This window comes from Pandoraea sp. NPDC087047 (assembly GCF_044745225.1).
GTDB lineage: Bacteria > Pseudomonadota > Gammaproteobacteria > Burkholderiales > Burkholderiaceae > Pandoraea.
Genome location: NZ_JBIUZU010000001.1, coordinates 605,844 through 632,389, shown reverse-complemented (window position 1 = coordinate 632,389; position 26,546 = coordinate 605,844). Strand labels below are relative to the sequence as shown.

Annotated in this window: 27 protein-coding genes; 15 read left to right on the top strand and 12 right to left on the bottom strand. The window is 64.2% G+C overall.

Annotated elements, in window-relative coordinates; translation table 11 throughout:
- Positions 1-963, top strand: a 963-nt coding sequence (locus tag ACIPHM_RS02655) for a hypothetical protein (protein ID WP_400324272.1), incomplete at its 5' end; no start/stop codon positions are given.
- A gap of 155 nt (positions 964-1,118) precedes the next feature.
- On the opposite strand, the gene ACIPHM_RS02650 is transcribed toward ACIPHM_RS02655, so the two are convergent.
- The 6 genes from ACIPHM_RS02650 to ACIPHM_RS02625 all read right to left on the bottom strand — a co-directional run bounded on the left by ACIPHM_RS02650 (position 1,119) and on the right by ACIPHM_RS02625 (position 5,725).
- The gene (locus ACIPHM_RS02650; RefSeq protein ID WP_400324270.1) at positions 1,119-1,913 is read right to left on the bottom strand and encodes a peptidylprolyl isomerase; all 795 of its coding nucleotides are present in this window, start codon (positions 1,911-1,913) and stop codon (positions 1,119-1,121) included.
- A 62-nt stretch (positions 1,914-1,975) separates the two neighbouring features.
- Complete coding sequence (locus tag ACIPHM_RS02645; RefSeq protein ID WP_400324268.1) at positions 1,976-2,239, bottom strand: BolA family protein; 264 nt, start codon at positions 2,237-2,239, stop codon at positions 1,976-1,978.
- A gap of 25 nt (positions 2,240-2,264) precedes the next feature.
- The gene (locus ACIPHM_RS02640; RefSeq protein WP_400324266.1) at positions 2,265-2,798 is read right to left on the bottom strand and encodes a septation protein A; all 534 of its coding nucleotides are present in this window, start codon (positions 2,796-2,798) and stop codon (positions 2,265-2,267) included.
- Between the two features lie 174 nt (positions 2,799-2,972).
- Positions 2,973-3,389, bottom strand: coding sequence for a YgiW/YdeI family stress tolerance OB fold protein (locus ACIPHM_RS02635; RefSeq protein ID WP_400324264.1), 417 nt, complete (start codon positions 3,387-3,389; stop codon positions 2,973-2,975).
- Positions 3,390-3,610: 221 nt separating this feature from the next.
- The gene (gene msrB / locus ACIPHM_RS02630; RefSeq protein WP_400324262.1) at positions 3,611-4,033 is read right to left on the bottom strand and encodes a peptide-methionine (R)-S-oxide reductase MsrB; all 423 of its coding nucleotides are present in this window, start codon (positions 4,031-4,033) and stop codon (positions 3,611-3,613) included.
- A gap of 174 nt (positions 4,034-4,207) precedes the next feature.
- Positions 4,208-5,725 carry a YdiU family protein gene (locus ACIPHM_RS02625; protein ID WP_400324260.1) on the bottom strand — a complete coding sequence of 506 codons (1,518 nt, stop codon included), beginning with the start codon at positions 5,723-5,725 and terminating at the stop codon, positions 4,208-4,210.
- A gap of 294 nt (positions 5,726-6,019) precedes the next feature.
- Between ACIPHM_RS02625 and ACIPHM_RS02620 the strand changes: the two genes are divergently transcribed.
- From ACIPHM_RS02620 to ACIPHM_RS02580, 9 genes are all read left to right on the top strand, one after another.
- Positions 6,020-7,648 carry a 3-(methylthio)propionyl-CoA ligase gene (locus ACIPHM_RS02620; RefSeq protein ID WP_400324258.1) on the top strand — a complete coding sequence of 543 codons (1,629 nt, stop codon included), beginning with the start codon at positions 6,020-6,022 and terminating at the stop codon, positions 7,646-7,648.
- Positions 7,649-7,856: 208 nt separating this feature from the next.
- Positions 7,857-8,822, top strand: a complete 966-nt coding sequence (locus ACIPHM_RS02615) for a branched-chain amino acid ABC transporter permease (protein WP_400324256.1) — start codon at positions 7,857-7,859, stop codon at positions 8,820-8,822.
- Positions 8,822-10,099 (top strand): branched-chain amino acid ABC transporter permease, encoded by a 1,278-nt coding sequence (locus tag ACIPHM_RS02610; protein WP_400324254.1) that lies wholly within the window; start codon positions 8,822-8,824, stop codon positions 10,097-10,099. Before ACIPHM_RS02615 ends, ACIPHM_RS02610 begins: the two co-directional genes overlap by 1 nt.
- Positions 10,096-10,914 (top strand): ABC transporter ATP-binding protein, encoded by an 819-nt coding sequence (locus ACIPHM_RS02605; protein ID WP_400324252.1) that lies wholly within the window; start codon positions 10,096-10,098, stop codon positions 10,912-10,914. Before ACIPHM_RS02610 ends, ACIPHM_RS02605 begins: the two co-directional genes overlap by 4 nt.
- Positions 10,907-11,623, top strand: coding sequence for an ABC transporter ATP-binding protein (locus ACIPHM_RS02600; RefSeq protein WP_400324250.1), 717 nt, complete (start codon positions 10,907-10,909; stop codon positions 11,621-11,623). The genes ACIPHM_RS02605 and ACIPHM_RS02600 overlap by 8 nt, the downstream gene beginning before the upstream one ends.
- 90 nt (positions 11,624-11,713) lie before the next feature.
- Positions 11,714-13,810 carry a 3-hydroxyacyl-CoA dehydrogenase NAD-binding domain-containing protein gene (locus ACIPHM_RS02595; RefSeq protein ID WP_400324249.1) on the top strand — a complete coding sequence of 699 codons (2,097 nt, stop codon included), beginning with the start codon at positions 11,714-11,716 and terminating at the stop codon, positions 13,808-13,810.
- Between the two features lie 64 nt (positions 13,811-13,874).
- The gene (gene pncA / locus ACIPHM_RS02590; protein ID WP_400324247.1) at positions 13,875-14,480 is read left to right on the top strand and encodes a bifunctional nicotinamidase/pyrazinamidase; all 606 of its coding nucleotides are present in this window, start codon (positions 13,875-13,877) and stop codon (positions 14,478-14,480) included.
- Positions 14,481-14,643: 163 nt separating this feature from the next.
- Positions 14,644-15,084 (top strand): PaaI family thioesterase, encoded by a 441-nt coding sequence (locus tag ACIPHM_RS02585; RefSeq protein WP_400324245.1) that lies wholly within the window; start codon positions 14,644-14,646, stop codon positions 15,082-15,084.
- A gap of 122 nt (positions 15,085-15,206) precedes the next feature.
- Positions 15,207-16,202 (top strand): NADP-dependent oxidoreductase, encoded by a 996-nt coding sequence (locus ACIPHM_RS02580; RefSeq protein ID WP_400324243.1) that lies wholly within the window; start codon positions 15,207-15,209, stop codon positions 16,200-16,202.
- Between the two features lie 59 nt (positions 16,203-16,261).
- Here the strand turns inward: ACIPHM_RS02580 and ACIPHM_RS02575 are convergent, their stop codons facing one another.
- The 3 genes from ACIPHM_RS02575 to ACIPHM_RS02565 are packed head-to-tail and all read right to left on the bottom strand — an operon-like array spanning position 16,262 to position 18,529.
- Positions 16,262-17,083: an NRDE family protein gene (locus tag ACIPHM_RS02575; protein WP_400324242.1), complete on the bottom strand. Its 822-nt coding sequence runs from the start codon at positions 17,081-17,083 to the stop codon at positions 16,262-16,264.
- Positions 17,074-17,397: a DUF4936 family protein gene (locus tag ACIPHM_RS02570; RefSeq protein WP_400324240.1), complete on the bottom strand. Its 324-nt coding sequence runs from the start codon at positions 17,395-17,397 to the stop codon at positions 17,074-17,076. Before ACIPHM_RS02570 ends, ACIPHM_RS02575 begins: the two co-directional genes overlap by 10 nt.
- Positions 17,398-17,419: 22 nt before the next feature.
- Positions 17,420-18,529, bottom strand: coding sequence for a YgfZ/GcvT domain-containing protein (locus ACIPHM_RS02565; RefSeq protein WP_400324238.1), 1,110 nt, complete (start codon positions 18,527-18,529; stop codon positions 17,420-17,422).
- A 189-nt stretch (positions 18,530-18,718) separates the two neighbouring features.
- Here ACIPHM_RS02565 and mltG point away from each other — a divergent pair, with 189 nt between their 5' ends.
- The 5 genes from mltG to ACIPHM_RS02540 all read left to right on the top strand — a co-directional run bounded on the left by mltG (position 18,719) and on the right by ACIPHM_RS02540 (position 23,197).
- Complete coding sequence (mltG, locus tag ACIPHM_RS02560) at positions 18,719-19,714, top strand: endolytic transglycosylase MltG (RefSeq protein ID WP_400324236.1); 996 nt, start codon at positions 18,719-18,721, stop codon at positions 19,712-19,714.
- Complete coding sequence (gene tmk, locus ACIPHM_RS02555; RefSeq protein WP_400324234.1) at positions 19,711-20,373, top strand: dTMP kinase; 663 nt, start codon at positions 19,711-19,713, stop codon at positions 20,371-20,373. The genes mltG and tmk overlap by 4 nt, the downstream gene beginning before the upstream one ends.
- Before the next feature lie 189 nt (positions 20,374-20,562).
- On the top strand, positions 20,563-21,603 hold the full coding sequence (holB, locus tag ACIPHM_RS02550; RefSeq protein WP_400324233.1) for a DNA polymerase III subunit delta': 1,041 nt from the start codon (positions 20,563-20,565) through the stop codon (positions 21,601-21,603).
- A 29-nt stretch (positions 21,604-21,632) separates the two neighbouring features.
- The gene (locus ACIPHM_RS02545; protein ID WP_400324231.1) at positions 21,633-22,415 is read left to right on the top strand and encodes a TatD family hydrolase; all 783 of its coding nucleotides are present in this window, start codon (positions 21,633-21,635) and stop codon (positions 22,413-22,415) included.
- A 110-nt stretch (positions 22,416-22,525) separates the two neighbouring features.
- The gene (locus ACIPHM_RS02540; RefSeq protein WP_400324229.1) at positions 22,526-23,197 is read left to right on the top strand and encodes an ankyrin repeat domain-containing protein; all 672 of its coding nucleotides are present in this window, start codon (positions 22,526-22,528) and stop codon (positions 23,195-23,197) included.
- 45 nt (positions 23,198-23,242) lie between these two features.
- Here the strand turns inward: ACIPHM_RS02540 and ACIPHM_RS02535 are convergent, their stop codons facing one another.
- From ACIPHM_RS02535 to otsB, 3 genes are all read right to left on the bottom strand, one after another.
- Entirely contained in the window at positions 23,243-24,052 is an 810-nt protein-coding gene (locus tag ACIPHM_RS02535) for a crotonase/enoyl-CoA hydratase family protein (RefSeq protein ID WP_400324227.1), read from the bottom strand.
- A gap of 112 nt (positions 24,053-24,164) precedes the next feature.
- On the bottom strand, positions 24,165-25,577 hold the full coding sequence (otsA, locus tag ACIPHM_RS02530; protein ID WP_400324225.1) for an alpha,alpha-trehalose-phosphate synthase (UDP-forming): 1,413 nt from the start codon (positions 25,575-25,577) through the stop codon (positions 24,165-24,167).
- On the bottom strand, positions 25,574-26,431 hold the full coding sequence (gene otsB, locus ACIPHM_RS02525) for a trehalose-phosphatase (RefSeq protein ID WP_400324224.1): 858 nt from the start codon (positions 26,429-26,431) through the stop codon (positions 25,574-25,576). The genes otsA and otsB overlap by 4 nt, the downstream gene beginning before the upstream one ends.
- Positions 26,432-26,546 lie beyond the last annotated feature (115 nt).

The following is a 26,546-nucleotide window of genomic DNA, read 5'->3' as shown; positions in this document are numbered from 1 at the left end:
CTCCTCGCGGCCTGGGATCCTGCGAGGCCCGAGACGATTCCGTTGCAGGCGTTTTATTACGACGTCGCCAATGGCGGGCAACTCACGCAGGCACAACGCTACCAGAGGCAATACTTCGATGCGACCGGGCAGTGGCTGCCCATCCTGCGCATGGCGATGGCAAGCGGGGTGTCGACAGCATTCGGCTTCGACGAGCGCGATCAACTCGACTACGGCATTGCACTCGCGCAACACCTGAACGCGCGGTTTGCGGATACGTCCGCATGTCCGGGCGGTGTGTCGCCGTATCTGTGCAATGGCGTGATCGTCCGGGTCACGGGATATGGCGCCGATTTCCATTCGTGGAATCCGAGTCCGGGCGCCATTAACCGTAAAGGGGTGTCGGCCAGCTATCTGCGATCGGACGCAAAGGTGAGGGCTCTTGCATTTGAGGGCGGCGAGGGATTGATATTTGCCCCGTTTGGCGCGCCTGTGCAGTTACCTCTGGTCGCGCGTTGCATTTATCCGGCGGACGCTGGTACGGGATATCGAAGCGATGTATGCGGCAGCTACACGAGCCCGCTGAGTGTGCCGTGCGCACAACTCGGCATCACGACATTGGCCGCCTGGCGAGCCAATTTTGACCAGACGGGATGGAGCCAGCAATGCGCGTTAGGGGTCGACACGGCGGCATTCAATCTCAGTTTGGCGGCGCGCGGAACGTTCCCGGTGCCGGGGGAGTGGCACGAGCTGTGGAACGAGCTCATCATCGCGCCATGGCCACAGAATGTTCCTTCGCAGCTTCCGCTCGAAGCGGTCATGTACACGACGGAGTCCGCGGCTTTCCGCACGGGGGCGCAGTACATCCAGCGTGACTACTTCAATCAGACGGGGCGATTCCTGCCGATCATCAGGGTCGATGTTGGCGGCAGCCCGCAGGCGCCGTTTTCCTATACGCCAGTCGATCAAGGGACGGCGAATTAGCGAATGGGCCAAGCAACCGAGCAGACGGCTGTCAAATCAGCGAGCCAAGGGATGTCCAGACGCGAACGGCGGACGCAGCAAGGTCGGAAAAACAAAAATCCCGCCGAAAGGCGGGATTCTCGTTTCGAATCAGTGCGAGATCAGGGCAACATCGCTTACTGGATCTTGGCCTTCTTCTCCAGACCTTCGATAAAGCCTTGCAGCTTTTCTTCCTGCATCTGTTGCAGCAACTGCGGCTTGACGTCCGACAGCGGCGGGATTTGCGCGTCGCGCACGTCGTCCAGTTCAAGCACGTGGTAGCCGAACTGCGTCTTGACCGGCGTTTGCGAGTACTGGCCCTTTTGCAGCTTTTGCAGCGCGTCGGCGAACTCGGGCACGTAGGCGTTGGCCGGCGACCAGTCGAGATCGCCACCGTTTTGCGCCGAACCCGGATCCTTCGAGTACTGCTTGGCGAGGTCGGCAAACTTCGCGCCCGCCTTGAGCTTCGCGATGATGTCCTTGGCCGTATCTTCGCTCGGCACCAGGATGTGACGTGCGTGATATTCCTTGTCGCCGAACTGCTTCTTCAACTGGTCGTAGCGAGCCTGCAATTCGGTGTCGGTGACCGGCGACGTCTTCTGGAAGTCGGCAATCAGCGCGCGGATGAGCACGCCTTGTTCCGCGAGCTTGAGCTGCTGCTTGACGTCCGGTTGCGTAGCCAGTCCCTTGCTGATGGCTGCCTGCGCGAGGACTTCGCGCTTGACCAACTCTTCGCGAACCTGCTGTTGCAGTTGCGGCGAGTTCGGCTGACCCTGACGGACCATTTCGCGCACCATGGCGTCGGCGCGTGCCACAGGCACCGGCGTACCGTTCACGACGGCAACGTTCTGGGCAAGGGCGGGGAGGGAGACGGCGGTCAGCGACACGGCGGCGCCGAGCGCCAGAGCCGTGCGGGCGAGTTTCAATGCCATGCTGTTTTTCCTAACGAATGACGAAGGCAAGGTTAATCGACGGGGGACGCGTCGCATGCGTGTCACGCTTCGCCTGGGGCGAGCGCGACGATGGCGAGGGCGTGAATGCCGTTCTGCATCAAATCGGCTAGCGCATCATACACCAGGCGATGCCGCGCCACGCGGTTACGTCCGGTAAATGCCGCAGATACGATACGTACGTTGTAGTGACCGCCCGAGGACGCACCGGCGTGGCCGGCATGTCGCGCACTGTCGTTCTCGAGCGCGAATTCGAGCGGGGAGAGCGCAGCCGTGAGCCGCGCTTCGATTTGCTGTTCCATGGTCATGGCAGTGGCTTCCTGACAGACGACGTTACTCGTCTTGCTTGATGTACTTCGCGAGCCACAGGCTCTGCACGACGATGAACACGACCATCAGGCCCATGCCGCCGAAGAGCTTGAAGTCGACCCACGTGTCGGTGGAAAAGTGGTAGGCGATGACCAGATTGAGCGCGCCCATCGCGAGGAAGAACAGCGCCCAGCTGAAGTTCACGGCACGCCAGAGATTCTCGGGCAGCGCCATCTGCTTTTCCATCATCGCGCGAATGAGGTTCTTGTCGAAGACCAGTTCGGCGACGAACAGCGTAATACCGAAGAGCCAGTACAGCGCCGTGGGCTTCCATTTGATGAAGGTTTCGTCGTGCAGCAGCATGGTCGCGCCGCCGAATACCACGATGATCGCCAGACTCACCCATTGCATGGGCTCGACCTTACGGTGGCGAAGCCACATCCAGATGACCTGGACAATCGTCGTGACGATCGCAATGCCGGTGGCCACATAGATGCCGGCGAACTTGAAGGCGACGAAAAACAGGATGACCGGTAACAGGTCGAAGAGAAATTTCATGAAGTCTCGGCTTGGGGGCTTCGGGGTCTGCGCGCCCGGACACGATGTGTCAGGAGGCAAACCCGCATTATATTTCAAAGGCCCGGCCCGCGAATGGGCCGACCTCCGAAAGCCGGGACAAGGGTGCGTGAGGCGCCTGCCAGCCTATTGGGCAGCAGGCGACCCGATAGCGATTTACTCCACGAATTCAACGCGCTTGACGTCGATATCGTTCGGCTTCATACGATGCGTGTCGACCACGCCGATGATGCGAATCAGCGTCTTTTCGGTGATCTGACGCCCCGTCGGCAGATATTTGTCATCGAGTTCGATCTCGATGGTCTGGTTCGACGCGTCCTGGAAGGTGTAGTGCTCGTGCTTGAGCTTGTTGATGATACGACCCTCGATGGCGACATCGGTGTCCTTGGACGCTTTGAGCGCTTGGTCGACGCTCAGGGCACGGGGCATGACGGCCGGCACGGCCACGATGCCGCTGCCCGTGGCTTGAGGAACGTTGATCTGCGCTTGTGTCGAAGCGGTGAAAGCGAGGCCGCCAACGATCAGCGAAGCGGCGGTGGCCAGAATGAGACGGCGATCGGATTGCTTGGACATGAGATGGGTTCCCTTAATAGAGTTGAACAACTTGGGTGACCGCAAGCCTAGCGGCAATAAATGCCGCTTCCGGAGGAAGTGCGCCGATTTCACGACATTTCACTGGGATTCAGTGTCGTGATGCCGTATTGCCAGGATGAACGCCCGAAGGCGTTCCGTGTGATGCGGGCCGCCGGACCGTCAGGGTTGTCGGGGGCGGCCGTCCGAATCGCCAGGGCCGGTCAATCGTCCTTCGGTTTGTCCGACTGGCCTTCCTTGTCCTCGAAGTTGAGCGACGCGGAGTTGATGCAATAACGCAGGCCGGTCGGTTGCGGGCCGTCTTCGAACACGTGTCCGAGGTGCGCGTCGCAGTTGTGGCAGCGGACTTCCACGCGAACCATACCATGACTGTAATCCGTCACTTCGTCGATGCCTGCACCGTCGATCGGCTTGGAGTAGCTCGGCCAGCCGCAGCCGGCGTCGAACTTTTCGGTCGATTCGAACAGCGGCTCGCCGCAACACACGCAGCGGTACGTGCCGTCTTTCCAGTGATCCCAGTAACGGCCCGTGAAGGCGCGTTCGGTCGCGGCATGGCGCGTGATCTGATACTCGACGTCGTCGAGTTGGGCACGCCATTCGGCGTCGGTTTTTTCCACTTTGCTCATGAGAGTCTCCTGAGAGACGGCGGCCCTGAAGGTGCCGCCGCACGTCGATCGGGTATTAAGGGTATCGGGTATCGGGCATCGGGTCAGAGGGCACCGCACGAGGCAAAGATGAGGGCAAGGCGCGGTTTTGCAACGGCATGCACGCCGCTTAGCCCGTCCCCGTGGGCGGGGCGATCAAGACGAGCAACTGACTTCGAGTTGGGTGGCCCAGTCGGGCGGCAACTCGGCGTAGCGCTCGAATTCGGGTTGTGCGTCGTACGGATGCGAGAGCACCTTGAGCAGCGTGTCGACTTCCGAGAAATCCTTCTCGTTGGCACGCCGGATGGCAATTTCTGCCAGATGATTACGCAAGATGTACTTCGGGTTGACGAGTCGCATCGCCACGGCGCGCTTGACGTCGGTGCTTGCCTCGTAACGCAGGCGAGCACGGTAATCCACGGCCCAGGCGTCGAAGCCGGGGCGGTCGATGAACATGTCGCGCAGCGGGGCGTCGGCATCGGGGTTTTCGAGTTCAAGCGTGGCAAGCGTGCGGAACAGGTGCGTGAAGTCGACGCGTCCCTCGTGCATGAGCTTGAACAGACGGTTGATGAGCACCTCGTCGTCGGCATGCGACTCGCGCAGGCCGAGCTTGGCGCGCATGCGCAGGTCGATCTCCTCGGCGAATCGGGTCTTGAACACGGGCAACACCGACTGCGCCTGCTCGATGGCCGCCTCGCCTTCGCCGAACAGCGGTAGCAGCGATTGCGCCAGACAGAACAGGTTCCAGTAGGCGACATTCGGTTGGGCCTGATAGGCGTAACGTCCCTGCGTATCGGAATGGTTGCAGACGTGGTGCGCGTTGAAGCCGTCGAGAAAGCCGAACGGGCCGTAATCGATCGTCAGCCCGAGGATCGACATGTTGTCGGTGTTCATCACCCCGTGGCAGAAGCCCACGGCCTGCCAATGCGCGACCATCTCGGCCGTCGCATCGCACACGGCGCTCAGCAGTGCGAGATAGGGATTGGCCTCGTCGCGGCAGTGCGGGTAGTGGTGGTCGATCGTGAAGTCGGCGAGTTGACGCAGCGCCTCGTATTGATCGCCCGCCCAGAAGTGTTCGAAATGGCCGAAGCGGATGAAACTTGGCGACAGACGCGTGACAACGGCGGCCGTCTCGATGGTTTCGCGTCGCACGGGGGCGTCGGAGCCGACGACGCACAGCGCGCGCGTAGTCGGCACGCCGAGATGGAACATGGCCTCGGAGCCGAGGAATTCGCGAATCGACGAGCGCAGTACGGCGCGTCCGTCGCCCATGCGCGAATAGGGCGTGAGTCCGCCGCCCTTGAGCTGAATCTCCCAGCGTCCGCCGGGCCCGTCGGCCTCGCCGAGCAGCAGCGCGCGTCCGTCGCCCAACTGACCGGCCCACACGCCGAACTGATGGCCCGAGTAGACGCTGGCGAGCGGGTCGCCCCCCGTGAGCGGCGCATTGCCCGCGAAGGTGGCAAGGAATTCCGGGTCTCGGGTGGCTTCGCTCGACCAGCCGAGCAGGCGAGCCGCGTCGGCAGAAAAGCCGACGAGATAAGGCGCGGGCAACGGCTGAGGCGCGAGGCGCGTGTAGAAGTCGGGGCCGAGCGTCGCAAAACGGTTCGCCAAAGGTAGCGGTCCGAACGGCTTGAGCGAGGCGGGAACAGGGGCGGGGCGGTCTGTGGCCGGCATTGGGGGACGTTCCTGATGGTGAACAAACATTCTACTTGAGGTGTCCGTTGCGCGCTGCCAGGTTGCGTACACTGGCAAAGCCGCGTATCTGCTGCGCCGCACAAGCGATGGACATTGACCCGGCGCGCGGGCGCGTCAAGAATGATTCTCCGCAGCGAGTACCGGTGCACGCATCACGTGTGCCAACGCATCCCAAGAGAAAAACGCGAAGCACGAATTTCTGACCTTCCCGAAGGCTGTTCCCGACGTATCCCCGTAATTCCGGTTTTTCCGACTTTTCTGGAGATTCGACGCATGGCAACACCGCTCCTCGGCCAGATGATGGCCGCGCCGCTCCTGATTTCTTCGCTGCTCACGCATGCCGCCCGTCATCACGGCGACACCGAGATCGTGTCACGTCGTGTCGAAGGCGACATTCATCGCTATACATGGCGCGACGCCGAGCAGCGCGCGCGCCGGCTGGCCCAGGCATTGCGCCGCCTGGGCGTGAGCGATGGCGAGCGTGTGGGCACGCTGGCATGGAACGGGTATCGCCATCTTGAGCTTTACTACGCGGTTTCGGGCATGGGCAGCGTGGTGCACACCGTGAACCCGCGGCTGTTCCCCGAGCAGGTGGCATACATCGTCAATCACGCCGAAGACCGCTACGTGGCGTTCGACATCAATTTCCTGCCGCTAATCGAGACCATCGCGCCGCAATGCCCGGACGTGCAAGGCTGGATCGCCATGACCGACCGGGCGCATCTGCCGGCGTCGACGCTGCCGCTGCTCTGCTACGAAGACCTGCTTGCCGCCGAGGACGGTGATTTCGAATGGCCGTCGATGGACGAAAACGTGGCGTCCGGGCTTTGCTACACGTCCGGCACGACGGGCAATCCAAAGGGGGTGCTCTACAGCCATCGCTCGACGGTGCTGCATGCTTTCGGGGCGTCGCTGCCGGACGCCATGAATATGTCCGCGCGCGACGCCGTTCTGCCGGTGGTGCCCATGTTCCATGTGAACGCCTGGGGGCTGCCATATTCCAGCGCACTCACCGGGGCGAAGCTCGTCTTCCCCGGCAAGGATCTCGACGGCAAGTCGCTCTATGAACTCTTCGAAGCGGAGGGCGTGACGTTTTCCGCGGGCGTGCCCACCGTCTGGCTGGGGCTGCTCACGTATGTGAAATCCATCGGGGCACGCTTCTCGACGCTGGAGCGCACGGTGATTGGCGGGTCGGCCTGCCCGCCGGCCATGCTGCGAGCGTTCGAAAAGGACTACGGTGTGCGCGTGATCCACGCGTGGGGCATGAGCGAGATGTCGCCGCTCGGCACGCTGTGCCACTTGCGCAAGCATCATCGCGACCTGCCCGAGCAGGCGCAGCAGCACATTCTGGAGAAGCAGGGCACGGCGATCTATGGCGTCGACCTGAAAATCGTGGGCCCCGACGGCGAAGCGCTGCCGTGGGACGGCAAAGCGTTCGGCGATCTCTACGCGCGCGGGCCGTGGGTGCTCGACCGCTACTTCCGCTCGGACGTGTCGCCGCTGGTCGACGGCTGGTTTCCGACCGGGGACGTGGCCACGATCGATCCCGAGGGGTACGTGCAGATCACGGATCGCAGCAAGGACGTGATCAAGTCGGGCGGCGAGTGGATCAGCTCCATCGACGTCGAGAACGTGGCGATGGCGCATCCGGATATCCATGAAGCGGCGTGCATCGCCATTCATCATCCGAAATGGGAGGAGCGGCCGTTGCTGGTGGTCGTACGCAAGGCCGGCTCGACGCTCACCCGCGAGGACGTGCTGGCGTTCTATCAAGGGCGTGTCGTCAAATGGTGGATTCCCGATGACGTGGTGTTCGTCGACGAGATTCCCCATACGGCGACGGGGAAGATGCTCAAACTCAAACTGCGGGAGAAATTCCGCGATTACGTGCCGGCGTCGTAAGTCTTCCGTCGTCGTTGCGGCATCCGCCGGGAACCCTTTCGGAAACTTCCGATCCCCCGACGGATGTTGTCTGAAATCCAGCATTGACGCCGTTTTTCGGGCGATCTCAAGCCGTCTCGACGCTACGTCCCCTCTATAATGTCAGCCTGAATTTGCCCGGCGCGGTCGTTGTTGCCGTGCCTTTCATTGGCTTCCCGAAGGAGACGCAGTGCATCTGCTGAGTGCCACCGCCGGCCTCGTGCTCGTGAACGGCGTGAGCTATGGCTTGCTGCTGTTCATGCTGTCGAGCGGACTCACGCTGATTTTCAGCATGCTGGGCGTGCTGAATTTCGCGCACGCCAGCTTCTACATGCTGGGGGCGTACTTTGCCTATGCGCTGTCGGCGGCGATCGGTTTCTGGCCCGCGCTGGTCGTGGCGCCGCTGATCGTCGGCGGGCTGGGGGCGGTGTTCGAGCGTGGCGTGTTGCGACGTCTGCGCGCGCGCGGCGCGCTGGCGGAACTGCTGGCGACGTTCGGACTGGCCTATATCGTGGTGGAGCTTGTGCAACTCGCCTGGGGGCGCGGGCCGGTCGACTACGAGGTGCCCGCGGTCTTCGAGGGCGTTCTCGTGCACGTGGCGGGCATTGCGGTGCCTGCATACCGATTGTTTCTGATGGGATTGGCGTGCGCGATTGCCCTGCTCGTGTGGGCGGCGTTCCGCCTGACGCGCGCGGGGCTGGTCTTGCAGGCGGCGTTGTCGCAACCTGCGATGACGCAGGCGCTCGGCTATGACGTGCCGTCCCTCTATACCGGCGTATTCGCATGCGGCGCGGCGTTGGCGGCGCTGGCGGGCGCGGCGGGGGGCAATGTGCTGGTCACGGAGCCGGGCATGGCGGCGACGGTCGGCAGCGTGGTCTTCGTGGTGGTGGTCGTGGGCGGGCTCGGCTCGCTGGGCGGCGCGTTCGTGGCGTCGCTGCTCATCGGCCTGCTGCAAACCTGGGCGGTAACGAGCGATGCCAGTCTCGACCCATGGTGGCCCGATGGCATGCAAGGTGTGGCGGGCGGCCTCGGGGCCGTTATCTCGCCGGTCTTGCATCTGAGTGTGGCACAACTCGCACCGGCGGTGCCTTATCTGCTGATGGTGGCCGTGCTGCTGTGGCGCCCGCGCGGACTCTTTGGCGTGAGGGAGGGGTGATGCAAGACGTGATTGTCGGTGCGCCGCATGCCGTGCCGGTGTCGTGGCGTTGCCGGGTTGCCGCGTGGTTGGGTTTTGCGGCGGTCCTCGGCCTCGCGCCCTGGTGCTTTCCTTCCGATGCCGCCTTGACCCTGATGACACAAATGGGCACGGCGGCCATCCTTGCGCTGTCCTTCAACCTGCTTCTTGGCTCGACTGGCCTGTTGAGCTTTTGCCACGCGACGTATGCCGGCATCGGCGCTTACGCGGGGGTGTGGTGCATGAATCGCATCGGGGCGCACGGGTTGCCGGTGTCGATGGCGCTCGTGCCGTTCGCCGGCGCGCTCGCCGGTGGTGCGGCGGGCGCCACGCTGGGCTATGTCACGACACGTCGCTCGGGCATGACGTTCGCGATGATCACGCTCGGTGTCGCAGAACTGGTCTGGGTCATCGCGGCGATGTTGCCCGAGTGGTTCGGCGGCGAGCGCGGCATTCCGACCGATCGCACGTTGGGGGCGCCCTGGCTGGGCATCACCTTCGCAACGCAGCGCGAAATCTATGGGCTTGTGGCGATGTGGTTGTTTGTCTGCACGGCAATGATGTACGGCGTCACTCGCACGCCGTTGGGGTTTCTCGCGCGAGCCGTTCGCGACAATGCGGTGCGGGTGGCGTTTCTGGGGCAATCGCCTGCCGCCGTGCGGTATCGCATGCAGATCGTCTCGGCAGCCTTTGCCGGCGTGGCCGGTGCGCTTGGGGCGCTCAATTTCGAATTGGTCAGTGCGGACACGTTCAGTCTCGAGCGCTCCGGCGCGGTGCTCGTCTTCACGGTGCTGGGCGGTACGGCCTATTTTGCCGGCCCGATGCTGGGTGCGGTCGTCGGTGTGTTCGCCACGGTCGTGCTCGCGACCTACACGCGTGCCTGGCAACTCTATCTGGGCTTGGGATTTCTTGCGGTCGTCGTGTTTGCGCCGGGCGGCATCGCCGGATGGATCGCGATGCATGTGCAGGCGTGGCGCAATGGCAGGGCGCGAGTGCTGTGGAAGCCTTACCTGATGGCATGCGCCGGGTTGGCGCTGGCCGCCTGCGGGTCGATCGCCATGGTCGAAATGACCTACGGCGCACGGCTGTCGATCGATGCAGGGCAAGTGTCGGGGGGCTTGAGCGGCCGGACGGGCGCGGGCGCCTGGGGGCTGGCCGCGGCGACCGCCGTTGCCGGGCTGGCGATTGCGATGGTTGCCGTGCGTCGACTCAGGCGCGACGCCGCGAGCGTTGGCTTCACAGAGGAGCCGCAGCGATGAATCTGCTAGCGAGGCGCGCGGGGGGATCGGGGCAGGCGCTCAGCGTGCGAGGCGTGCGCAAGTCGTTCGGTCGAACGCAGGTGCTGAATGGCGTCGACCTGACGCTTGCGCCGGGTGAACGGCTCGCAATTATCGGCCCGAATGGCGCAGGGAAGAGCACGCTGTTCGACGTCATCACGGGCAGAGCGCGGCCGGACAGCGGACGCGTGCTGATGAGCGAGCGCGATGTCACCGGCCGGGCACCGCACGTCATCAGCCGGCTCGGCTTGTCTCGCAGCTTTCAGACCTCGCAATTGTTCGCGCAGATGAGTGTGATCGACCATCTGCGTTGCGCAGGACTCTGGCCGAGCGGGCATCGTTATACGTTCTGGCGGCGCATGCGCGGTCTCGATGACGTCACCCGGCGCAGCGAGGACTGGCTGGCGCGTCTCGGGCTCGCAGCGCGGCGCGATGTGCCAGCCGGTGCGCTCAGTTATGCAGAGCAGCGCGTGCTGGAGATCGGCTTGTGCGCGGCGTCTGCGGGCAATGTCATGTTGCTCGACGAACCGACGGCTGGCATGAGCCAGTCCGAGTCCGCACGCATGGTGGCACTGATTGCCGAGCTTAGCCGGGGGCGCTCGCTGCTCATGATCGAGCACGACATGCACGTGGTTTTTTCGCTGGCGGATCGGATTGCCGTGCTGGCGCGCGGTGCGATCATCGCGTGCGATACGCCGGAGCGGATTCGCGTGCATCCCGACGTGCGCATGGCGTATCTCGGCGAGTACGCCGACCGGCTCGATTCTGCGGGCACGGGGGAGCGTCGCGATGCTTGAACTGACCGACGTCAAGGCCGGGTACGGTGGCAGCCGCGTGCTGCATGGCGTGACGATGCGCGTGGCGCCGGGTGAGATCGTGGCCGTTCTCGGACGCAATGGCGCGGGGCGTTCCACGCTGGCTCGCGCGATCATGGGGCAGTTGCCGCGTGAAGGCGAGATTTGCTGGCATGGCCAGTCGCTGACCTCGCTGGCGTCGCATCAGATCGCGCGGTTGGGTATCGGTTATGTGCCGGAGACGCGCGATGTCTTTGGGCCGCTCACGGTCTCGCAGAACCTGCAACTGGGCCAACGTGTGGCGAACGCGCGTTCGCGGACACCGAATGACGATCGGGCGATGACGCTGGCGGAAGCCTTTGCGCGCTTCGAGGAACTGGCGCCACGTCGCGACGCGCCGGCCGCGTCCCTTTCCGGTGGCGAGCAGCAACTGCTCTCGCTGTGCCGCGCGATGATGGCCGGTCCGGAACTGTTGATCGTCGACGAGCCGACGGAAGGACTTGCCCCGCGCGTCGTGGCGCGCATCGGCCGGATTCTGACCGATCTGCGTGCAACGGGCGTGGCGATCCTGCTTATCGAGCAGAAGCTGTCGCTTGCGCTCAGTTGCGCGCAGCGCGTTGCCGTCATGGGGCGAGGGGTGTTGGTTTTCGAGGGCACCCCTGGCGATCTGGCGGCTGCGCCGGAGATCCGCCGCGAATGGCTTGAGGTGTAGCGCTGCGCTAGAATCGAACGATCGTCTTGCCGCAACTCGCGGGCTCGCGGCGCCCCCAATGACGCAAACACTATAAGGACAGAGACAAGGATGAGCACGGCTTATGAGGTTCGTGACGGCGTGGCCGTCATCACACTGGAAAATCCCCCGGTCAACGGTCTGGGACACGCCACGCGAGCCGGCATTGCGCAGGGACTCGCGCAAGCGCAGGCCGACACGCAGGTGCGAGCCATTGTGCTGATCGGCGGGGGAAAAGCCTTTTCCGGTGGTGCGGACATCCGCGAATTCAACACGCCGAAAGCGACGCAGAGCCCGCTGCTGGTCGACGTTATCAACGCGCTCGACGCCTGTGCCAAACCTGTTGTCGCGGCGGTCCATGCGGTCGCGATGGGCGGTGGACTGGAGCTGGCGCTCGCCTGTCATTACCGCGTGGCGTTGCCGGGTGCGCAGATTGCGTTGCCCGAGGTCAAGCTGGGCTTGTTGCCTGGGGCGGGCGGCACGCAGCGTCTGCCGCGCGCCATCGGTATCGCGCGAGCGCTCGACATGGTGGTCACGGGGCGTGTGATCAAGTCCGAAATGCTTGCCGGCTCGCTCTTCTCGGCAATCCTCGAAGGCAGTCACGACGATCTGCTGACGGGCGCCATTGCCTTTGCCAACGACATTGCTGCGAAAGGCGCGGCCTTGCCGCGATTGCGCGACATCGCCATCGACGACTCGGACGGCTCGGGCCAAACGGCCATCGATGCCGCGCGCGAGAAGGTACAGCGCGAGCAGCCGCATTTCCCCGCGCCGCATAAGTGTGTGGCGTCTGTCGAGGCGGCATTACAACGTCCGTTCGACGAGGGGGTGAAGTTCGAGCGCGAGTGTTTCGTTGCGCTGGTCAGCTCGCCCGAGTCTAAGGCGCTGCGTCACGCCTTTCTGGGGGAGCGCGCGGCGGCCAAGATTGCCGATGTGCCGGACGACACGCCGGTGCGCACCATCGAACGGGTGGCTGTGATCGGCGCCGGAACGATGGGCAGCGGCATCGCCATGACCTTCGCCCACGCCGGTATCCCCGTGACGCTGGTCGATACGACCGAAGCGGCGCTGGCCCGTGGCGTCGAGGCGATGCGCAGCAACTACGGCCGCGCCGTCACGCGTGGCAAGCTCTCTGCGGAGGAAGCGCAAACGCGTCTGGCACGTATTCATGGCAGTACCGACTTCGAGGCGGTGGCTGATGCCGATCTGATCGTTGAAGCTGTGTTCGAGGACATGGCGATCAAGCAGGTCGTGTTCCGCGAGCTCGACAAGGTGGCCAAGCGCGGTGCGATTCTGGCGTCGAATACCTCCACGCTCAATCTCGATGCGCTGGCCGAGACCACGTCGCGCGCGCAAGACGTCATCGGCATGCACTTCTTCAGTCCGGCGAACGTCATGCGCTTGCTCGAAGTCGTGCGCGGGGCTCATACGGGCAAAGACGTGCTCGCCACCGTAATGAAGCTTGCCAAGCGCATCGGCAAGCTTGCCGTGGTAGCGCGCGTATGCGACGGTTTTATCGGCAATCGCATGCTCGAGCCGTACTTCAAGCAGTCGCAATGGATGGTCGAACAGGGGGCGACACCCGCGCAGGTCGACGCCGCTATCGAGCGCTTCGGCTTCGCGATGGGACCGTTCCGTACGAGCGATCTGGCGGGCAACGACGTGAGCTGGGCGATTCGCAAGCGTCGTCATGCCGAGCAGCCCGGTATCGTGTATCCGAAGATCGCCGACGTGCTTTGCGAAGCCGGGCGTTACGGCCAGAAGACGCATGCCGGCTGGTACGACTACGCCGAAGGTGATCGCACGCCTCGCGAGTCTGCCAAGGTCGCGCAGATGCTTGAAGACTATCGCCGGAAGCATGGCATCGCTCCCCGTGAATTTTCTGACGACGAAATCGTCGATCGCCTCGTCTATGCGCTGGTCAACGAGGGCGCAAAGGTGCTGGCCGATGGAACGGCGGCGCGTGCCTCCGACGTCGACATGGTCTACCTGAACGGCTATGGCTTCCCGTTGTGGCGTGGCGGGCCGATGCTTTATGCCGACACGGTCGGTCTCGACCACGTGCTGGCGCGAGTGCAAGCCTTCGAGAAGGGCGAGCACGGCGAAGACTGGACGCCTGCTGCCCGGCTCGTCGAGCTGGCTGAGGCAGGGAAGCGTTTTAACGGTTGATCGTTGATCGGCTAATCGATTGAACGGTCGGGCGCTCGGACGGTAAGTGATGAGGGGCAATGATATGAAACCGATGGACGAAGTGCTGCTCGTGATCGACGTGCAGAACGACTTCATGCCGGGTGGCGCGCTCGCTGTGCCGCGCGGGGACGAAGTGGTGTCGGCAATCAATACGCTGGCGAGTCAATTTGCCCATGTGGTGTTGACACAGGACTGGCACCCGGTGGGACATATCTCGTTTGCCGAGAATCACAAGGGGTGTCACCCGTTTGAGACGATATCGTTGCCGTATGGTGAACAAGTGTTGTGGCCCACGCATTGCGTGCAGGATACGCACGGTGCGGCATTGCACGCGGACCTGCATATCCCGCACGCGCAGGCGTTGATCCGCAAGGGATATCACGCCGATGTCGACAGTTATTCGGCGTTTCTGGAGGCGGATCGCAGAACGCCGACAGGCCTGACCGGATACCTGCGCGAGAAAGGCGTAAGGCGCGTGCACTGCGTGGGCCTGGCGACGGATTTTTGCGTCGCGTGGAGCGCACTCGATGCCAAGGCGGCGGGCTTCGATGTCTGTGTGATCGAGCATGCCTGTCGCGCCATCGACCTCGACGGTTCGCTGGACAAGGCGTGGGCGTCGCTGGCGGCTGCAGGCGTTTCACGGGAGTAGTCGAGGCGCTGGGTAACCGGTCAACCGGACGCGCGAGCCTCTCCCGCAACAGATTTCATGATGGATGGAAGAACAGGCGCTACGCGTGATGCGTTGCGTCTTCAGTGAAAGAGATGACGATGGACAAGTTTTGCCATTTTTGCCGGTATGGCCGGAGTCCCCGATGAGTGCGCTCACGATTCGTTCGGGTTTTATCGATCATCTCGGCATCGAACTCTTGCGTGCCGAAAACGGTGAATCGGAGCTGCGTCTCGCGCTGTCCGCTCAGCATCTCAATAGCTGGGAGGTCATGCACGGTGGCGTCACGATGGCGTTGCTCGATGTGGCGCTGAGTACGGCAAGCCGCAGCGTCGCGCCGCAGGGCACGGGCGTAGTGACCATCGAGATGAAGACGAGCTTCATGCAACCCGGCGAGGGCGAGATGCGTGCGTTCGGGCGCCTGCTGCATCGCTCGACGACAATGGCCTATTGCGAGGGCGAGGTGCGCGACGCCAACGGCAAGCTCGTTGCCAAGGCGATGGGCACGTTCAAGTACCTGCGCCGCCTGGCGGTCGGGCGCGCAGTCCACGAACAGCGCCGTCCCGGCGAGCCGAGCGGGGACTGATATCCGGCGAGGCGACCTGTCGCGCGCTACCTCGTCGTTGCGGGACGACAAGCACTCGACGTCTTGCTGGTTTGCCAATTTCGCCAACTGTCGGCGTACATCGCTATTGCGGAGGGAATCTCATGACGATCAATCGCCAGATTCTGCTGGTCTCGCGCCCGAAGGGAGAGGCCTCGCTCGATAACTTTCATCTCGCTGCCCCTGAATTACCGGAACTCGGCGATGGGCAGGTGCTGGTGCGTAACAACTATCTTTCCCTCGATCCGTACATGCGTGGCCGCATGAACGACCGGAAGTCTTATGCGCCGCCGTGGCCGCTCGACACGGTAATGGTTGGGGCAACCGTTGGCGAGGTGATCGAGTCGCGTCACCCCGACTGGCAGCCGGGCGACGCGGTGGCCGCCATGTTCGGGTGGCAGGAGTATGGGATCTCCGATGGCAGCAATCTGCGCCGTTTGCACGATGCGCGGGTGCCGAGGAGCGCCTATCTTGGCGCGGCCGGCATGCCGGGTGTGGCGGCATGGTATGGACTGAACCGGATCATCGGACCGAAGGCGGGGGAGACGATCGCGGTCAGCGCGGCTTCAGGCGCGGTGGGCGGCGTGGTGGGGCAACTCGCCAAGCGCGCCGGGTGTCGGGTCGTGGGCATTGCAGGCGGCGAGCAGAAGTGCGCGTATGTCGTGGACGCGCTCGGCTTCGATGCGTGTGTGGACTACAAGGCGGCCAACTTTCAAGCGGCATTGCGAGAGGCGGTGCCGGACGGTATCGATGGCTACTTCGAGAATGTCGGTGGCGCGGTGCTCGACGCGGTCATGACCAATCTCAACCCCCATTCACGCATCGCGCTGTGCGGCATGATTTCCGGGTACAACGACGAGCCCATTCCGATGAAGTTTCCCGCGTTGTTGCTGATGAATCGTGTACGGCTGGAGGGGTTTATCATCACGCAGCTTCTGGACGTCTGGCCGCAAGCGCTCAAGGAGCTGACGGACGCCATCGTCGCCGATCAGATTCGATATCGCGAGACGATAGCGCGAGGTATCGAAAACGCACCCGCCGCATTCCTCGGCATGCTCAAGGGCGAGAATTTCGGTAAGCAGATCGTGCGATTGTTCTGACGGTGCGTTTGCCCGAAGGCATCTGACAACGCGCCGTCACCAGGGCGTTGGCTTTCGACTCAGGTGCGTTCGATGTCGATGTGGAAGCGGAAGTGCCGAAGCTCGCGAAGTTCGCGCGCAGGTTGCTCGGGCGTGACGGTCGATTCGGTGAGTTCGAAGGTGCCGTCGCGGTGATAGCGCAGCAACGTCGTGCATCGCGTGCCGTAAGCGGGAGACGCGATGAATGCCGCCGAGAGTTTTTTCTCCCACGCGGGGGCAACGCCCGTTTCGGGAAGCGTGTCGTCGGTCGCCTCGGTGGCCTCGCGCATGAGTTCGAGCAGCGTCCTGTCGTCGGCGGCGTGACTTAGCGCGTGGCGAAGGGCGTTGCGACGGCTCACCAGTTTCGGCCATGGCGTGTCGAGCAGTGCATTCGAAAGCCCGTGCACGCCCGGCGAAATCGCGTGAGCGACAGGCAGCCAGACGTGCTCACCGTTGGCGTTCGTCTCGCGATTGCCCAGCCAGTACAACTTGCCCAGAGGCAAATCCCCTGCGAGGAGATTGAAGCCTGCGTACTCATGGGCGTGCTTCTCGATACGTGCCAGATCGTCGTCGAATGGTGTGGCGTCGAGCATGGCGCAAACCAGCAGGCCACGCGATGGCGAGTCCTTCGGTGTCATCGGCGCGCGGCCGTCGCGGAAGTTGGTCAGGGCTGCGAAGCGTCCTGCGCGATTGACGCCCATCCACGTCCCCCCGCCGCGTAGATCACGGCCGGCCAGAACGTCGGGGCGGTCCTGCCACCAGTGCATCGGTTCGGCCGGGCGTTCGAAGAATTCGTCGCGATTGGCGAGTACGACCAGCGGTGTGTCAGTGCCGGGCTGCCAGGAGAAGACGATCAGGCACATGGGGTGGGTGGCGTTGGCGGCGTAGGAATGTCGACAAAGCACTCGACGTGCCGCTCCCCCTCAAGCAGCGCCGCAAGTCCGCACTCTGCGGCCATTGACGCGAGCGCTGCGACGAAGGCGGGATCGACGTCGTCGTAGCGCTCCATCCAGGTCGTCGAGCCGTTGGCGATGTCGTTGGCCGAGGCGTCGGCACGCCATTGGATGTGGCCCGCCACGCCGAAGCGCGCGGCCGTCAACGCAAAGAGTTGCGTGACGGCTGCGCGGGCGGCGTCGGCGTGGCGGGACGAGACACGGTAATAGACGTAACAGTCCATCGTCAGTCGCAGGGCGGCTGCATCAGGACGCCGCCGCTGACGATGCGGGCGTCTCCGTCGGGTCGATGATCGCGTACGGCAGTTCGGCGAATGCCAGTGCGGGACCGTCGGCGGCGCCGAGGCGAACGTCATCGGTTTCGCGCGCGGCCAGCTTCACTTCGACGAGGACGTCGTAGCCACCATTCGGCGCGGGCGCGGCCTGCACGACCATGCCGCACGGTTGGTCCGGATCGCTCGTCTCGACGAGTTCCTGCCCCGGCAGCGGTTGCGCACCGTTGACGTGCGCCAGATGCAACCGGCGCTTGATCGTGCCGCGATACTGACTGCGGGCGACAACTTCCTGTCCCGGGTAGCAGCCCTTGCGGAAGTTCACGCCGCCCACGACTTCCCAGTTGATCATTTGCGGCACGAACTGCTCCTGCGTCGCGGTCGTGACGCGGGCCACGCCGCTGTGCACGTCGAGCCACGCGGCAAGGGCGGGGTCGACGGCGAGAACGCCTTCGGCTTGTGTCAACGAATGCCAGGCGTCTGCGGCTTGCGCAACCGGCACGCTCCACAGGAAGCGCGAGAGCGAGCGGGCGGTACCGGCTTCTGGCAGACGGATCAGGCTGGTGGGCGCGTCGTCCATCGCGGCGTGTGTCGCGGCCAGCGCAGCAGCGGGCAGCGATGCGAACGTCGCGGCAAGTACCGCTTCGGCCGCCGGGCCGCCCACTTGCAGCAACACGTGCGTGGCAGTCGCGTCGGTCAGCTTGGCTTTCGCGCGCAGCACGAACATCGACAGACGCTTTTGCACGGCGGCTTGCACGGTGGCGTCGCCGGCGAGATAGATCGTGGCGTCAGGGGCCGCGTCGCGCCACATCAGGAACGTGGCGAGCAGGCGTCCCTTGGCCGAGCAGTAGCCGGCCAGACGCGCCTGCGCCGGCGAGAGCCGTTCGACGTCATTGGTCAGTTGGCCATGCAGAAACGCGGCGGCGTCGGCGCCGTTCACGGCGATGAGGCCGGTGTCGCTCGCCAGCGAGACAAAGCTGCCCGTGCGAAGCGCATCGAACTGTGCGGCGCGTGCGTCGGGCGAAATATGGGAGGAAGAAGCGGCTGCCGCTTGCGGCAGGAGGTCACGCCATTGGGAGGTCATAAACGAAAGTGCCTGTCAATCTGTGAGGGTTCGGCAAGTCAAAGTATTATATTGGGTCTTCCGCCCGGACGTGCGAGCCCGGTTCGACGCGCAAAACGCGCCTCTCGACGCCGTCATCGACACACACGCCCTGGTTGACTGAGGCTCCCCGAACCCGCTGCCGTCCTCACGCGACTTATCCTGCAATTCATGTCTTTCATCAAACGCCTGTTTGTCCTGTTGATTGTCGCGGCGCTGGCCGCGGGCGGCGCTTTCTATTATTGGGCCCAGGCCCCGCTGCAACTGGGCAAGCCGACACTCGACGTCACGATCAAGCCCTACAGTTCGGTGCGCAGCGTGGCGACGCAGTTGCGCACGGGCGGCGTGCCGGTGCACCCGCTGCTGTTCAATCTGCTCGCGCGCGTCATGGACGTGGGCACCAAACTCAAGTCGGGCAATTACGAATTCGCGACGGGCATCACGCCCATGGAAGTGATGGACAAGCTCGCGCGCGGTGACGTCAATCAGTACGTGGTGACGATCATCGAGGGCTGGACGTTCAAGAAGATGCGCTCGGAGATCGATACCAACCCGGCGCTGCGTCACGACACCGCCGGGCTGCCCGACGCCGACCTGATGCAGCTCGTGGGCGCAGATCGCGCCGAAGCCGAGGGCATGTTCTTCCCCGACACCTACCTTTTTCCGAAAGGCACGAGCGACATCGACATCTACAAGCGCGCCTATCGTTTGATGCAGAAGCGTCTGGACGAGGCGTGGGCGTCGCGCGCACCGGGATTGCCGTACAACACGCCGTACGAGGCGCTTATCATGGCCTCGCTTGTCGAGAAGGAAACGGGGCAGTCCGCGGAGCGCGGGCAGGTGGCGGCGGTGTTCGTCAACCGGCTGCGCAAGCGCATGCTGTTGCAGACGGACCCGACAGTCATCTACGGCATGGGCGATCTGTACACGGGACGCCTGCGCAAGCGCGATTTGCAGACGGATACGCCGTACAACACCTACACGCGCGCGGGATTGCCCCCGACGCCGATCGCGCTGCCGGGGGTGGCGTCGCTGGCGGCGGCGCTCAATCCTGCGCCGACCGACGCCCTGTACTTCGTGGCGCGCGGCGACGGTACGAGCCATTTCTCGACGAATCTCCAGGAACACAATCGCGCCGTGGACAAATATCAGCGAGGTGAGCAATGACGCATTCCCCCGAGGCAACGGCCGCAGTGCCGGGCAAGTTCGTCACGTTCGAAGGTATCGATGGGGCGGGCAAGAGCACGCACGTCGACGCCTTTGTCGACGCGCTGCGCCAGGGACTCGTCAGTGTAGGGCGCAATGTTGTCGCCACACGTGAGCCGGGCGGCACGCCGCTGGGCGAGGCGCTGCGCAAGCTCGTGCTCGACGAGCCGATGGATATCGAAACCGAAGCGCTGCTGATGTTCGCCGGACGCCGGGAACATCTGGTGAAGGTGATTGAACCGGCGCTGGCGCGGGGCGACTGGGTCGTCTCCGACCGGTTTACGGATGCAACCTTCGCGTATCAGGGCGGCGGACGGGGCCTGTCGCGCGACAAGCTGTCGATTCTGGAGCAGTGGGTGCAGGGCTCGCGTCAACCCGATCTGACGATTCTGTTCGATCTCGATCCGGCCATTGCCGCAGCACGCCTTGCTAGCGCGCGCGCGCCGGACAAGTTCGAGCGCGAATCGGCCGCGTTCTTCACGCGCGTACGCCAAGAATATCTGCGCCGTGCCGAGACGTCGCAAGGGCGCATCGTCCTGATCGATGCCGCGCAAAGTATCGACGCGATTGCCGAGCAACTCGCAGGTGTCTTCGCTCGCTTGGGTTTGCCCGGGCATTGAGGCGCTGGTTGGCGTCCCCCTCAGGGGCGCCGACAAGAGAGGCAACGGACAGAAGGAACTGAAGGGATACAAGCCGCGCGGTCTCGCCGACGCGCGCATAATCCGGTAATGGCGTCGAAGACCGGGACACGTACGGAAAATCGCAGTCCCGCCGACGCATCATCTGCAACATCCGGCCAAGGAGCCCACATGCTGTATCCGTGGCAGTCACAGGACTGGACACGCCTTAACGACCTGCGCGCCCAGATGCCGCACGCGCTACTGTTGCAGGCGGTGCCGGGCATTGGCGAGCTCGCCCTGGCGCGCACGTTCGCGCAGGGCCTGTTGTGCGAATCGCCCCGCGACAACCATCTGCCGTGCGGCACCTGTGCCGCTTGTCAGTGGTTCGTCAGCGGCAATCACCCGGACTTTCGCGCGATTTGCCCGGAGGCGCTCGCCGAGAGCCTGCCGGGGGCCGAAGCGCGCGCCGATGCCGACGGCGACAAGAAGCCGAAGACCCCGAGCAAGGAAATCAAGATCGAGCAGGTGCGCGAGGTGATCGACTTCGCCAGCCTCGGCTCGCATCGTCAGGGACGCCGTGTCGTGCTGCTGTATCCCGCCGAAGCGCTCAACGTGCATGCGGCGAACGCTTTGCTCAAGACGCTCGAAGAGCCGCCGGAGGGCGTGGTTTTTCTGCTGGTGACGACGCAACCCGATCGGCTGTTGCCGACGATTCTGTCGCGCTGCCGTCGCCTGGTGCTCACCCGTCCGGACGGCGCTCAGGCCACGCAATGGCTCATGGGCGAGGCCGGACTCGACGCCGCGACGGCCGCCGCCACGCTTGCCGAAGCGGGCGGGGCACCGCTCGCGGCGCGCTCCCTGGCATCGCCGGAAGAGCGTGGCTGGCGGGACTGGCTGGTGGGGCAACTCGCTCAGGGCGGCGCCATCGACGTGTTCGCCTGCGCCGAGCAACTGCACAAAGGCAGCCTGCCGGGCGTTCTTGAGACGTTGCAACGCTGGTGTTTCGACGTTCTCGCCGAGCGCATGGCGGGCACCGTTCGTTTCTTCCCGGGACAGGCGCAGGCGCTTCGCCGTTGCGGTGACGCGACCGACGACGTCCGTTTGCTGGGTTTCCTGCGCGAGCTCGCGCAACAGCGTCAGGTGCAGAATCACCCGCTCAACACGCGCGTGCTGCTCGAGGCGCTTTTCCTGCAATACAAACAGTTGTTCGGTGGACCGGCGTCGCTTTGATGCAGGGCACTGGCAACCGATCGCACATCATGTTCATCGATTCGCACTGTCATATCAATTTCCCGGAACTGGCCGAACAGATGCCGGACTTGCTCGCGCGCATGCGTGAGAACAAGGTCAGCCACGCCCTGTGCGTCTCGGTCGATCTGCCGACGCTGCCGCAGGTGCTGGAGATCGCAGCCCGGCACGAGAATGTCTATGCTTCCGTGGGCGTGCATCCCGATTACGAGGACACGCCCGAGCCGAGCGTCGACGATCTCGTTCGTCTTGCGGCAACGCCGAAGGTCGTCGCCATTGGCGAAACCGGGCTCGATTACTATCGGCTCGAGGGGCGCAGCATCGAAGAGATGGCGTGGCAGCGCGAGCGTTTTCGCACGCACATTCGTGCCGCACGCGCGACGGGCAAGCCGCTCATCATCCACACGCGCTCGGCCGCCGACGACACGCTTCGCATCATGCGCGAAGAGCAGGCAGGCGAGCCCGCCGGCGTGATGCATTGCTTCACCGAGAGTTGGGACGTAGCCCAAGGTGCGCTCGATCAGAACTTCTATATCTCGTTTTCGGGCATCGTCACGTTCAAGAGTGCCCGCGATTTGCAGGACGTCGCACGTCGCGTTCCGCTCGAGCGCATGCTGATCGAAACGGATTCGCCGTATCTCGCCCCTGTGCCGTATCGCGGCAAGCTCAATCAGCCGGGCTATGTGCGCCATGTCGCGGAGTTCATCGCCGATTTGCGCGGTGAGCCGCTGCAAAAGATTGCCGATGCGACGACGGAGAACTTCTTCCGCCTTTTCGCAACGGCGAAGCATTGAGTTCGCGTGCTCCTAGCGCATGGTTCGACAGTCAACCGCGTCACCCTGCGATTCCACGTTTTTGCTCGTTTTTTAGCTCAATCCCCCGGAACTACCGACAGGAGCCTCCGATGCGCAAATTTTCGATGATCCGAGTCTGGATGCTGCTCGGCGTGCTTTCGCTGACGGCGTGTGCCACTGCGGCCACCTCCAACACCGCCCTGATCAAGGCGGTCACCTTCAACGACACCAAGGCGGTCGCGCAGGCGCTCAAGGCGGGCGTCGATCCGAACACGACGGACGAGAAGGGCGATCCGCTGCTGGTGATTGCGATGCGCGAGAAGTCCGTAGACGTCGCCAGGCTGTTGATCGATGACAAGCGTACCGATCTGGATGCGACCAATCGGGCTGGCGAGAACGCGATGATGCTCGCGTCGCTCCAGGGCCTGACACCGATGGTGAAGCTGCTCATCGACAAGGAGGCGGAAGTCAACAAGAAGGGTTGGACGCCGCTGCATTACGCGGCGACGAACGGTCACGACGACATCGTGCAGATGTTGCTCGACGCCTCGGCCTACGTCGATGCCGAGTCGCCCAATGGCACCACGCCGCTCATGATGGCAGCGCGCGGCGGCCACATCACCACATGCAAGGTGCTGCTCGACGGCGGTGCCGATGTTCGTCTGAAGAACCAGCTCAAGATGACGGCCATCGACTTTGCCAAGCAGTCGAATCAGAAGGAAATCGCCGACGGTTTGAGCAAGCGCCTGGCGCAACTGCCGCCGCTGCCGGCCGGCAAGTAAGTCGACGATAAGTCATCAGGCAAATCGCCGCCGCGACACCTGCGGTTACGGAGTGTCGCGCGGCGCGCCATGGCGGCCGGCGCCGCCGAGAAAGGCGCGGGCCCCGGCAACGCCCTCCGAGTACACCACGTCATGCCCGGCCGCGCCTTCCTGGCGCAGCGCCGCTTCCAGCGACAGATCCCATTGCGCGTAGGCCGCCCGTCGGTCGGCGCGCAACGCGCCTTGCGGTAGCGCAGCCAGTTGCTGCGCGAGTGCGAGCGCGCCTTGACGTGCCATACCCTCCGGCACCAACCGATTCACCAGACCGATTTCGAACGCTTCCTGAGCGCCGACAGCGCGTCCGGTGAGGATCATGTCAAGGGCGCGGCTCATGCCGATCAGGCGGGGCAGGCGCACCGTGCCGCCGTCGATGAGTGGTACGCCGAAGCGCCGGCAGAAGACGCCGAACGTGGCGGAATCGTCCGCCACGCGCAAGTCGCACCACAATGCCAGCTCCAGCCCGCCTGCCACCGCGTGACCGCTGACGGCGGCGATCACCGGCTTGTCCAGATGACGCCGCGTCAGTCCCATCGGGCCGTCGCCACTACCGTCGCGTGTCACAACGTTGCGACGTTCGGGATCGTCGAACGCAGAAAGGTCGGCGCCTGAGCAGAACGAGGCGCCTTTGCCGCAGAGCACCGCGACGCTGGCGCTCTCGTCGCGCTCAAAGGCCAGTAGTGCGTCACGCAAGGCCGCCGCCATTTCGCGGTCGACAGCGTTGCGCCGCGACGCGCGGGCAAGCGTGACGATGGTCACCGGCCCGTCGGTCTCGACTTCGACGCACGGACTGGCCGCAGGGTGGGAACGTTCGCTCATGGCATGTCTCCAGAGGACTTCGTTCGTGGCCTTCCTGCTTCGTCGTCAGACGCCCGTGCAATCAGGGTGTCGGGCGGAGGAAGGGGGAGGGGGCGTCTGGCGCACGGCCGCCTCATGCTGCGGCTGGCGCACAGCGCAGCAGGGCCGGCGTTGCCGCTGGCGCGCGCAGGTCGGTAATGAAACGGTCGCGCCATCTCGACAGATCGTGGCCGCGCAGGGCGGCCATCATGCTCTCGTGACGCGATTGACGCTCGGACAATGACATGTTCAACGCCGAGCGCAGCGCCTCGGCCATGCCGTCGATGTCGTGGGGATTCACGATGAGGGCGCCGTCCAGCTCCTGCGCCGCGCCCGCGAAGCACGAGAGCACCAGCACGCCCGGGTCCGCCGAGTCTTGCGACGCGACGTATTCTTTCGCAACGAGATTCATGCCGTCGCGCAGCGGCGTGACGTAGCCGACCTGCGACGCGCGAAAGAACGACATCAGCACCTCGTGATCGTAGCGCTTGTTGATGTAGCGCAGCGGCGTCCAGGCCAGATCCGAGAACCGGCCGTTGATATGTCCCGCCTCGGTTTCCAACTGACGACGGATCTCGCCGTAGCCGGTGACATCGGAGCGGCTCGGCGGTGCCACCTGGACGAAACTCACGGTGCCTTGCTGGTTCGGCCAGAGTTCAAGCAGCCGCTCGAATGCACGAAAGCGTTCCAGCATCCCCTTCGAGTAGTCGAGACGATCGACGCTCATGATGAGCTTGCGCTCCTGCAAGCCCTGCTTCAGATCGAGAATGTGTTTGACCGTCGCGCGAGCGGTCGCCTGTTCCTGAATCTCGTCCGGATAGACGCCGATCGGATAGACGCCCGTGCGCAGCGTGCGTCCATACGCCGTGACCGTACCGTCGCTGCTCAATGACGCCCCCGCGTGCCGCATCAGATAGTCGGTAAACGCCGTGCGGTCCGTCTCCGTCTGAAAGCCGACGAGGTCGTACTCGCACATGGCGCGCACGAGCGCTTCGTGCGGCGGCACGGTCATGAGCACTTGCGGCGACGGGAACGGAATGTGCAGAAAGAAGCCTAGGCGCTGCTGCAATCCGATTTGACGGCAGGCCTGCGCGAAGGGCAGCAGATGGTAGTCATGCACCCAGACGAGATCGTCGTGCTTGAGCAGCGGCGCGAGCAATGCGGCGAAACGCGCGTTCACGTGACGATAGCCGTTGTAATCCTCGCGCTGGTAGCGCGTGAGATCGTCGCGATAGTGAAACGTGGGCCACAGGGTGGCGTTCGAGAAGCCGCGATAGTACGTGTTGTAGTCGCGGCGCGTGAGCGGCACGGTGGCAAAGGTGACGTTGTTGCGATGGGCGATGTCCGGCGCCGTGGCCGGTTGCGCATCGATTTCGCCGTTCCAGCCGAACCACATGCCTCCGGTGTCTTTGAGCGCGTCGAACACACCGATCGCCAATCCGCCTGCGGTAGGTTTGCCTTCGGTAATCGGGGCGACCCGGTTCGACACGATGACTAAGCGACTCATACGTCTGTCTCCTGTGATGGGTTGGCCGGGCCGGGCGAGCGCGGGTGGCGCAGCGTCAGCAACCAGGCCGTGAGCGCTTCGGGCGACGGCAGACGATGACGTGCACAAGTCTCTCCGTCACCAATCTTGATCGTGATGCCACCCAGCGCATTCACGTCGGCGAAGCCGGCCTCGTCGGTCAAGTCGTCACCCGCGAAGAGCGGCGTTCGACCGGCAAACGGGACCTCGTTCAGTAGTGTTGTGATGGCGCGGCCCTTGCTGACATGGCGAGGCCGCAGTTCGAAGACGAGCTTGCCCGGTTGGAGCGCGAAGCGCTCGGGATGCAAGGCGGCCAGCGCTCGCATGGTGTCGCGTGCCACGCCGGCCAATTCGGGGGCCCCGCGGTAGTGCAGCGCGAGCGCGCAGCCCTTGTTTTCGAGTAATAGCCCGGCATGTTGCGCGACCAGGGCTTGCAAGGGGGCGGCCATCGCCGCGATGTGCTCGGTGTCGGTGCCATGCCCTTCGGCGCGGGCGAGTTTCCCATCCGCATGACGGATTTCCGCGCCATGCAGGCCGGCCGCAGGCATTCGCAGCGGCGCCAGCAGGCCGTCGATGCAGTCGATCGTCCGCCCCGAGACGACCGCCACCGCGCCGTGCGTGCGCTCGAACAAGCCGGCCAGCACGCGGGCCGTGTCACGCGGCAGGGTGACGGCGTCCGGGCGCGGCGCCAGCGGCGCCAACGTGCCATCCAGATCGAAGAAGAATGCCACCTTGGTAATGTCGACGACACAAGTGTCGGCCGGCGTGGTCGTGACGGGCACGACCGGCTTGGTGGCCGCCGTCAAGGCGGGCGGGCAAGACGCTGTGGGTTCCATGGCACTCCGTCGCTGACGTGCCGCAGGTCGACAGGTCATTCCAGGGCCAGCAGGGCTAGGGAGTGGGCAGACGAGGCGGGGCGTGCGGCGATTTGATGGGCGGGAGCGCGGACAT

What these genes read in the sequence shown, in the direction of transcription:
- ACIPHM_RS02605 (WP_400324252.1), top strand. Translation starts at nt 10,096, where the DNA reads ATGAATCTGCTAGCGAGGCGCGCGGGGGGATCGGGGCAGGCGCTCAGC.
- ACIPHM_RS02635 (WP_400324264.1), bottom strand. Translation starts at nt 3,389, where the DNA reads ATGTCCAAGCAATCCGATCGCCGTCTCATTCTGGCCACCGCCGCTTCG.
- mltG (WP_400324236.1), top strand. Translation starts at nt 18,719, where the DNA reads ATGTCTTTCATCAAACGCCTGTTTGTCCTGTTGATTGTCGCGGCGCTG.
- ACIPHM_RS02625 (WP_400324260.1), bottom strand. Translation starts at nt 5,725, where the DNA reads ATGCCGGCCACAGACCGCCCCGCCCCTGTTCCCGCCTCGCTCAAGCCG.
- ACIPHM_RS02640 (WP_400324266.1), bottom strand. Translation starts at nt 2,798, where the DNA reads ATGAAATTTCTCTTCGACCTGTTACCGGTCATCCTGTTTTTCGTCGCC.
- ACIPHM_RS02620 (WP_400324258.1), top strand. Translation starts at nt 6,020, where the DNA reads ATGGCAACACCGCTCCTCGGCCAGATGATGGCCGCGCCGCTCCTGATT.
- ACIPHM_RS02600 (WP_400324250.1), top strand. Translation starts at nt 10,907, where the DNA reads ATGCTTGAACTGACCGACGTCAAGGCCGGGTACGGTGGCAGCCGCGTG.
- tmk (WP_400324234.1), top strand. Translation starts at nt 19,711, where the DNA reads ATGACGCATTCCCCCGAGGCAACGGCCGCAGTGCCGGGCAAGTTCGTC.
- ACIPHM_RS02575 (WP_400324242.1), bottom strand. Translation starts at nt 17,083, where the DNA reads ATGTGCCTGATCGTCTTCTCCTGGCAGCCCGGCACTGACACACCGCTG.
- ACIPHM_RS02535 (WP_400324227.1), bottom strand. Translation starts at nt 24,052, where the DNA reads ATGAGCGAACGTTCCCACCCTGCGGCCAGTCCGTGCGTCGAAGTCGAG.
- ACIPHM_RS02545 (WP_400324231.1), top strand. Translation starts at nt 21,633, where the DNA reads ATGTTCATCGATTCGCACTGTCATATCAATTTCCCGGAACTGGCCGAA.
- ACIPHM_RS02595 (WP_400324249.1), top strand. Translation starts at nt 11,714, where the DNA reads ATGAGCACGGCTTATGAGGTTCGTGACGGCGTGGCCGTCATCACACTG.
- holB (WP_400324233.1), top strand. Translation starts at nt 20,563, where the DNA reads ATGCTGTATCCGTGGCAGTCACAGGACTGGACACGCCTTAACGACCTG.
- ACIPHM_RS02565 (WP_400324238.1), bottom strand. Translation starts at nt 18,529, where the DNA reads ATGACCTCCCAATGGCGTGACCTCCTGCCGCAAGCGGCAGCCGCTTCT.
- otsB (WP_400324224.1), bottom strand. Translation starts at nt 26,431, where the DNA reads ATGGAACCCACAGCGTCTTGCCCGCCCGCCTTGACGGCGGCCACCAAG.
- ACIPHM_RS02585 (WP_400324245.1), top strand. Translation starts at nt 14,644, where the DNA reads ATGAGTGCGCTCACGATTCGTTCGGGTTTTATCGATCATCTCGGCATC.
- msrB (WP_400324262.1), bottom strand. Translation starts at nt 4,033, where the DNA reads ATGAGCAAAGTGGAAAAAACCGACGCCGAATGGCGTGCCCAACTCGAC.
- ACIPHM_RS02610 (WP_400324254.1), top strand. Translation starts at nt 8,822, where the DNA reads ATGCAAGACGTGATTGTCGGTGCGCCGCATGCCGTGCCGGTGTCGTGG.
- ACIPHM_RS02580 (WP_400324243.1), top strand. Translation starts at nt 15,207, where the DNA reads ATGACGATCAATCGCCAGATTCTGCTGGTCTCGCGCCCGAAGGGAGAG.
- pncA (WP_400324247.1), top strand. Translation starts at nt 13,875, where the DNA reads ATGAAACCGATGGACGAAGTGCTGCTCGTGATCGACGTGCAGAACGAC.
- otsA (WP_400324225.1), bottom strand. Translation starts at nt 25,577, where the DNA reads ATGAGTCGCTTAGTCATCGTGTCGAACCGGGTCGCCCCGATTACCGAA.
- ACIPHM_RS02540 (WP_400324229.1), top strand. Translation starts at nt 22,526, where the DNA reads ATGCGCAAATTTTCGATGATCCGAGTCTGGATGCTGCTCGGCGTGCTT.
- ACIPHM_RS02650 (WP_400324270.1), bottom strand. Translation starts at nt 1,913, where the DNA reads ATGGCATTGAAACTCGCCCGCACGGCTCTGGCGCTCGGCGCCGCCGTG.
- ACIPHM_RS02570 (WP_400324240.1), bottom strand. Translation starts at nt 17,397, where the DNA reads ATGGACTGTTACGTCTATTACCGTGTCTCGTCCCGCCACGCCGACGCC.
- ACIPHM_RS02645 (WP_400324268.1), bottom strand. Translation starts at nt 2,239, where the DNA reads ATGACCATGGAACAGCAAATCGAAGCGCGGCTCACGGCTGCGCTCTCC.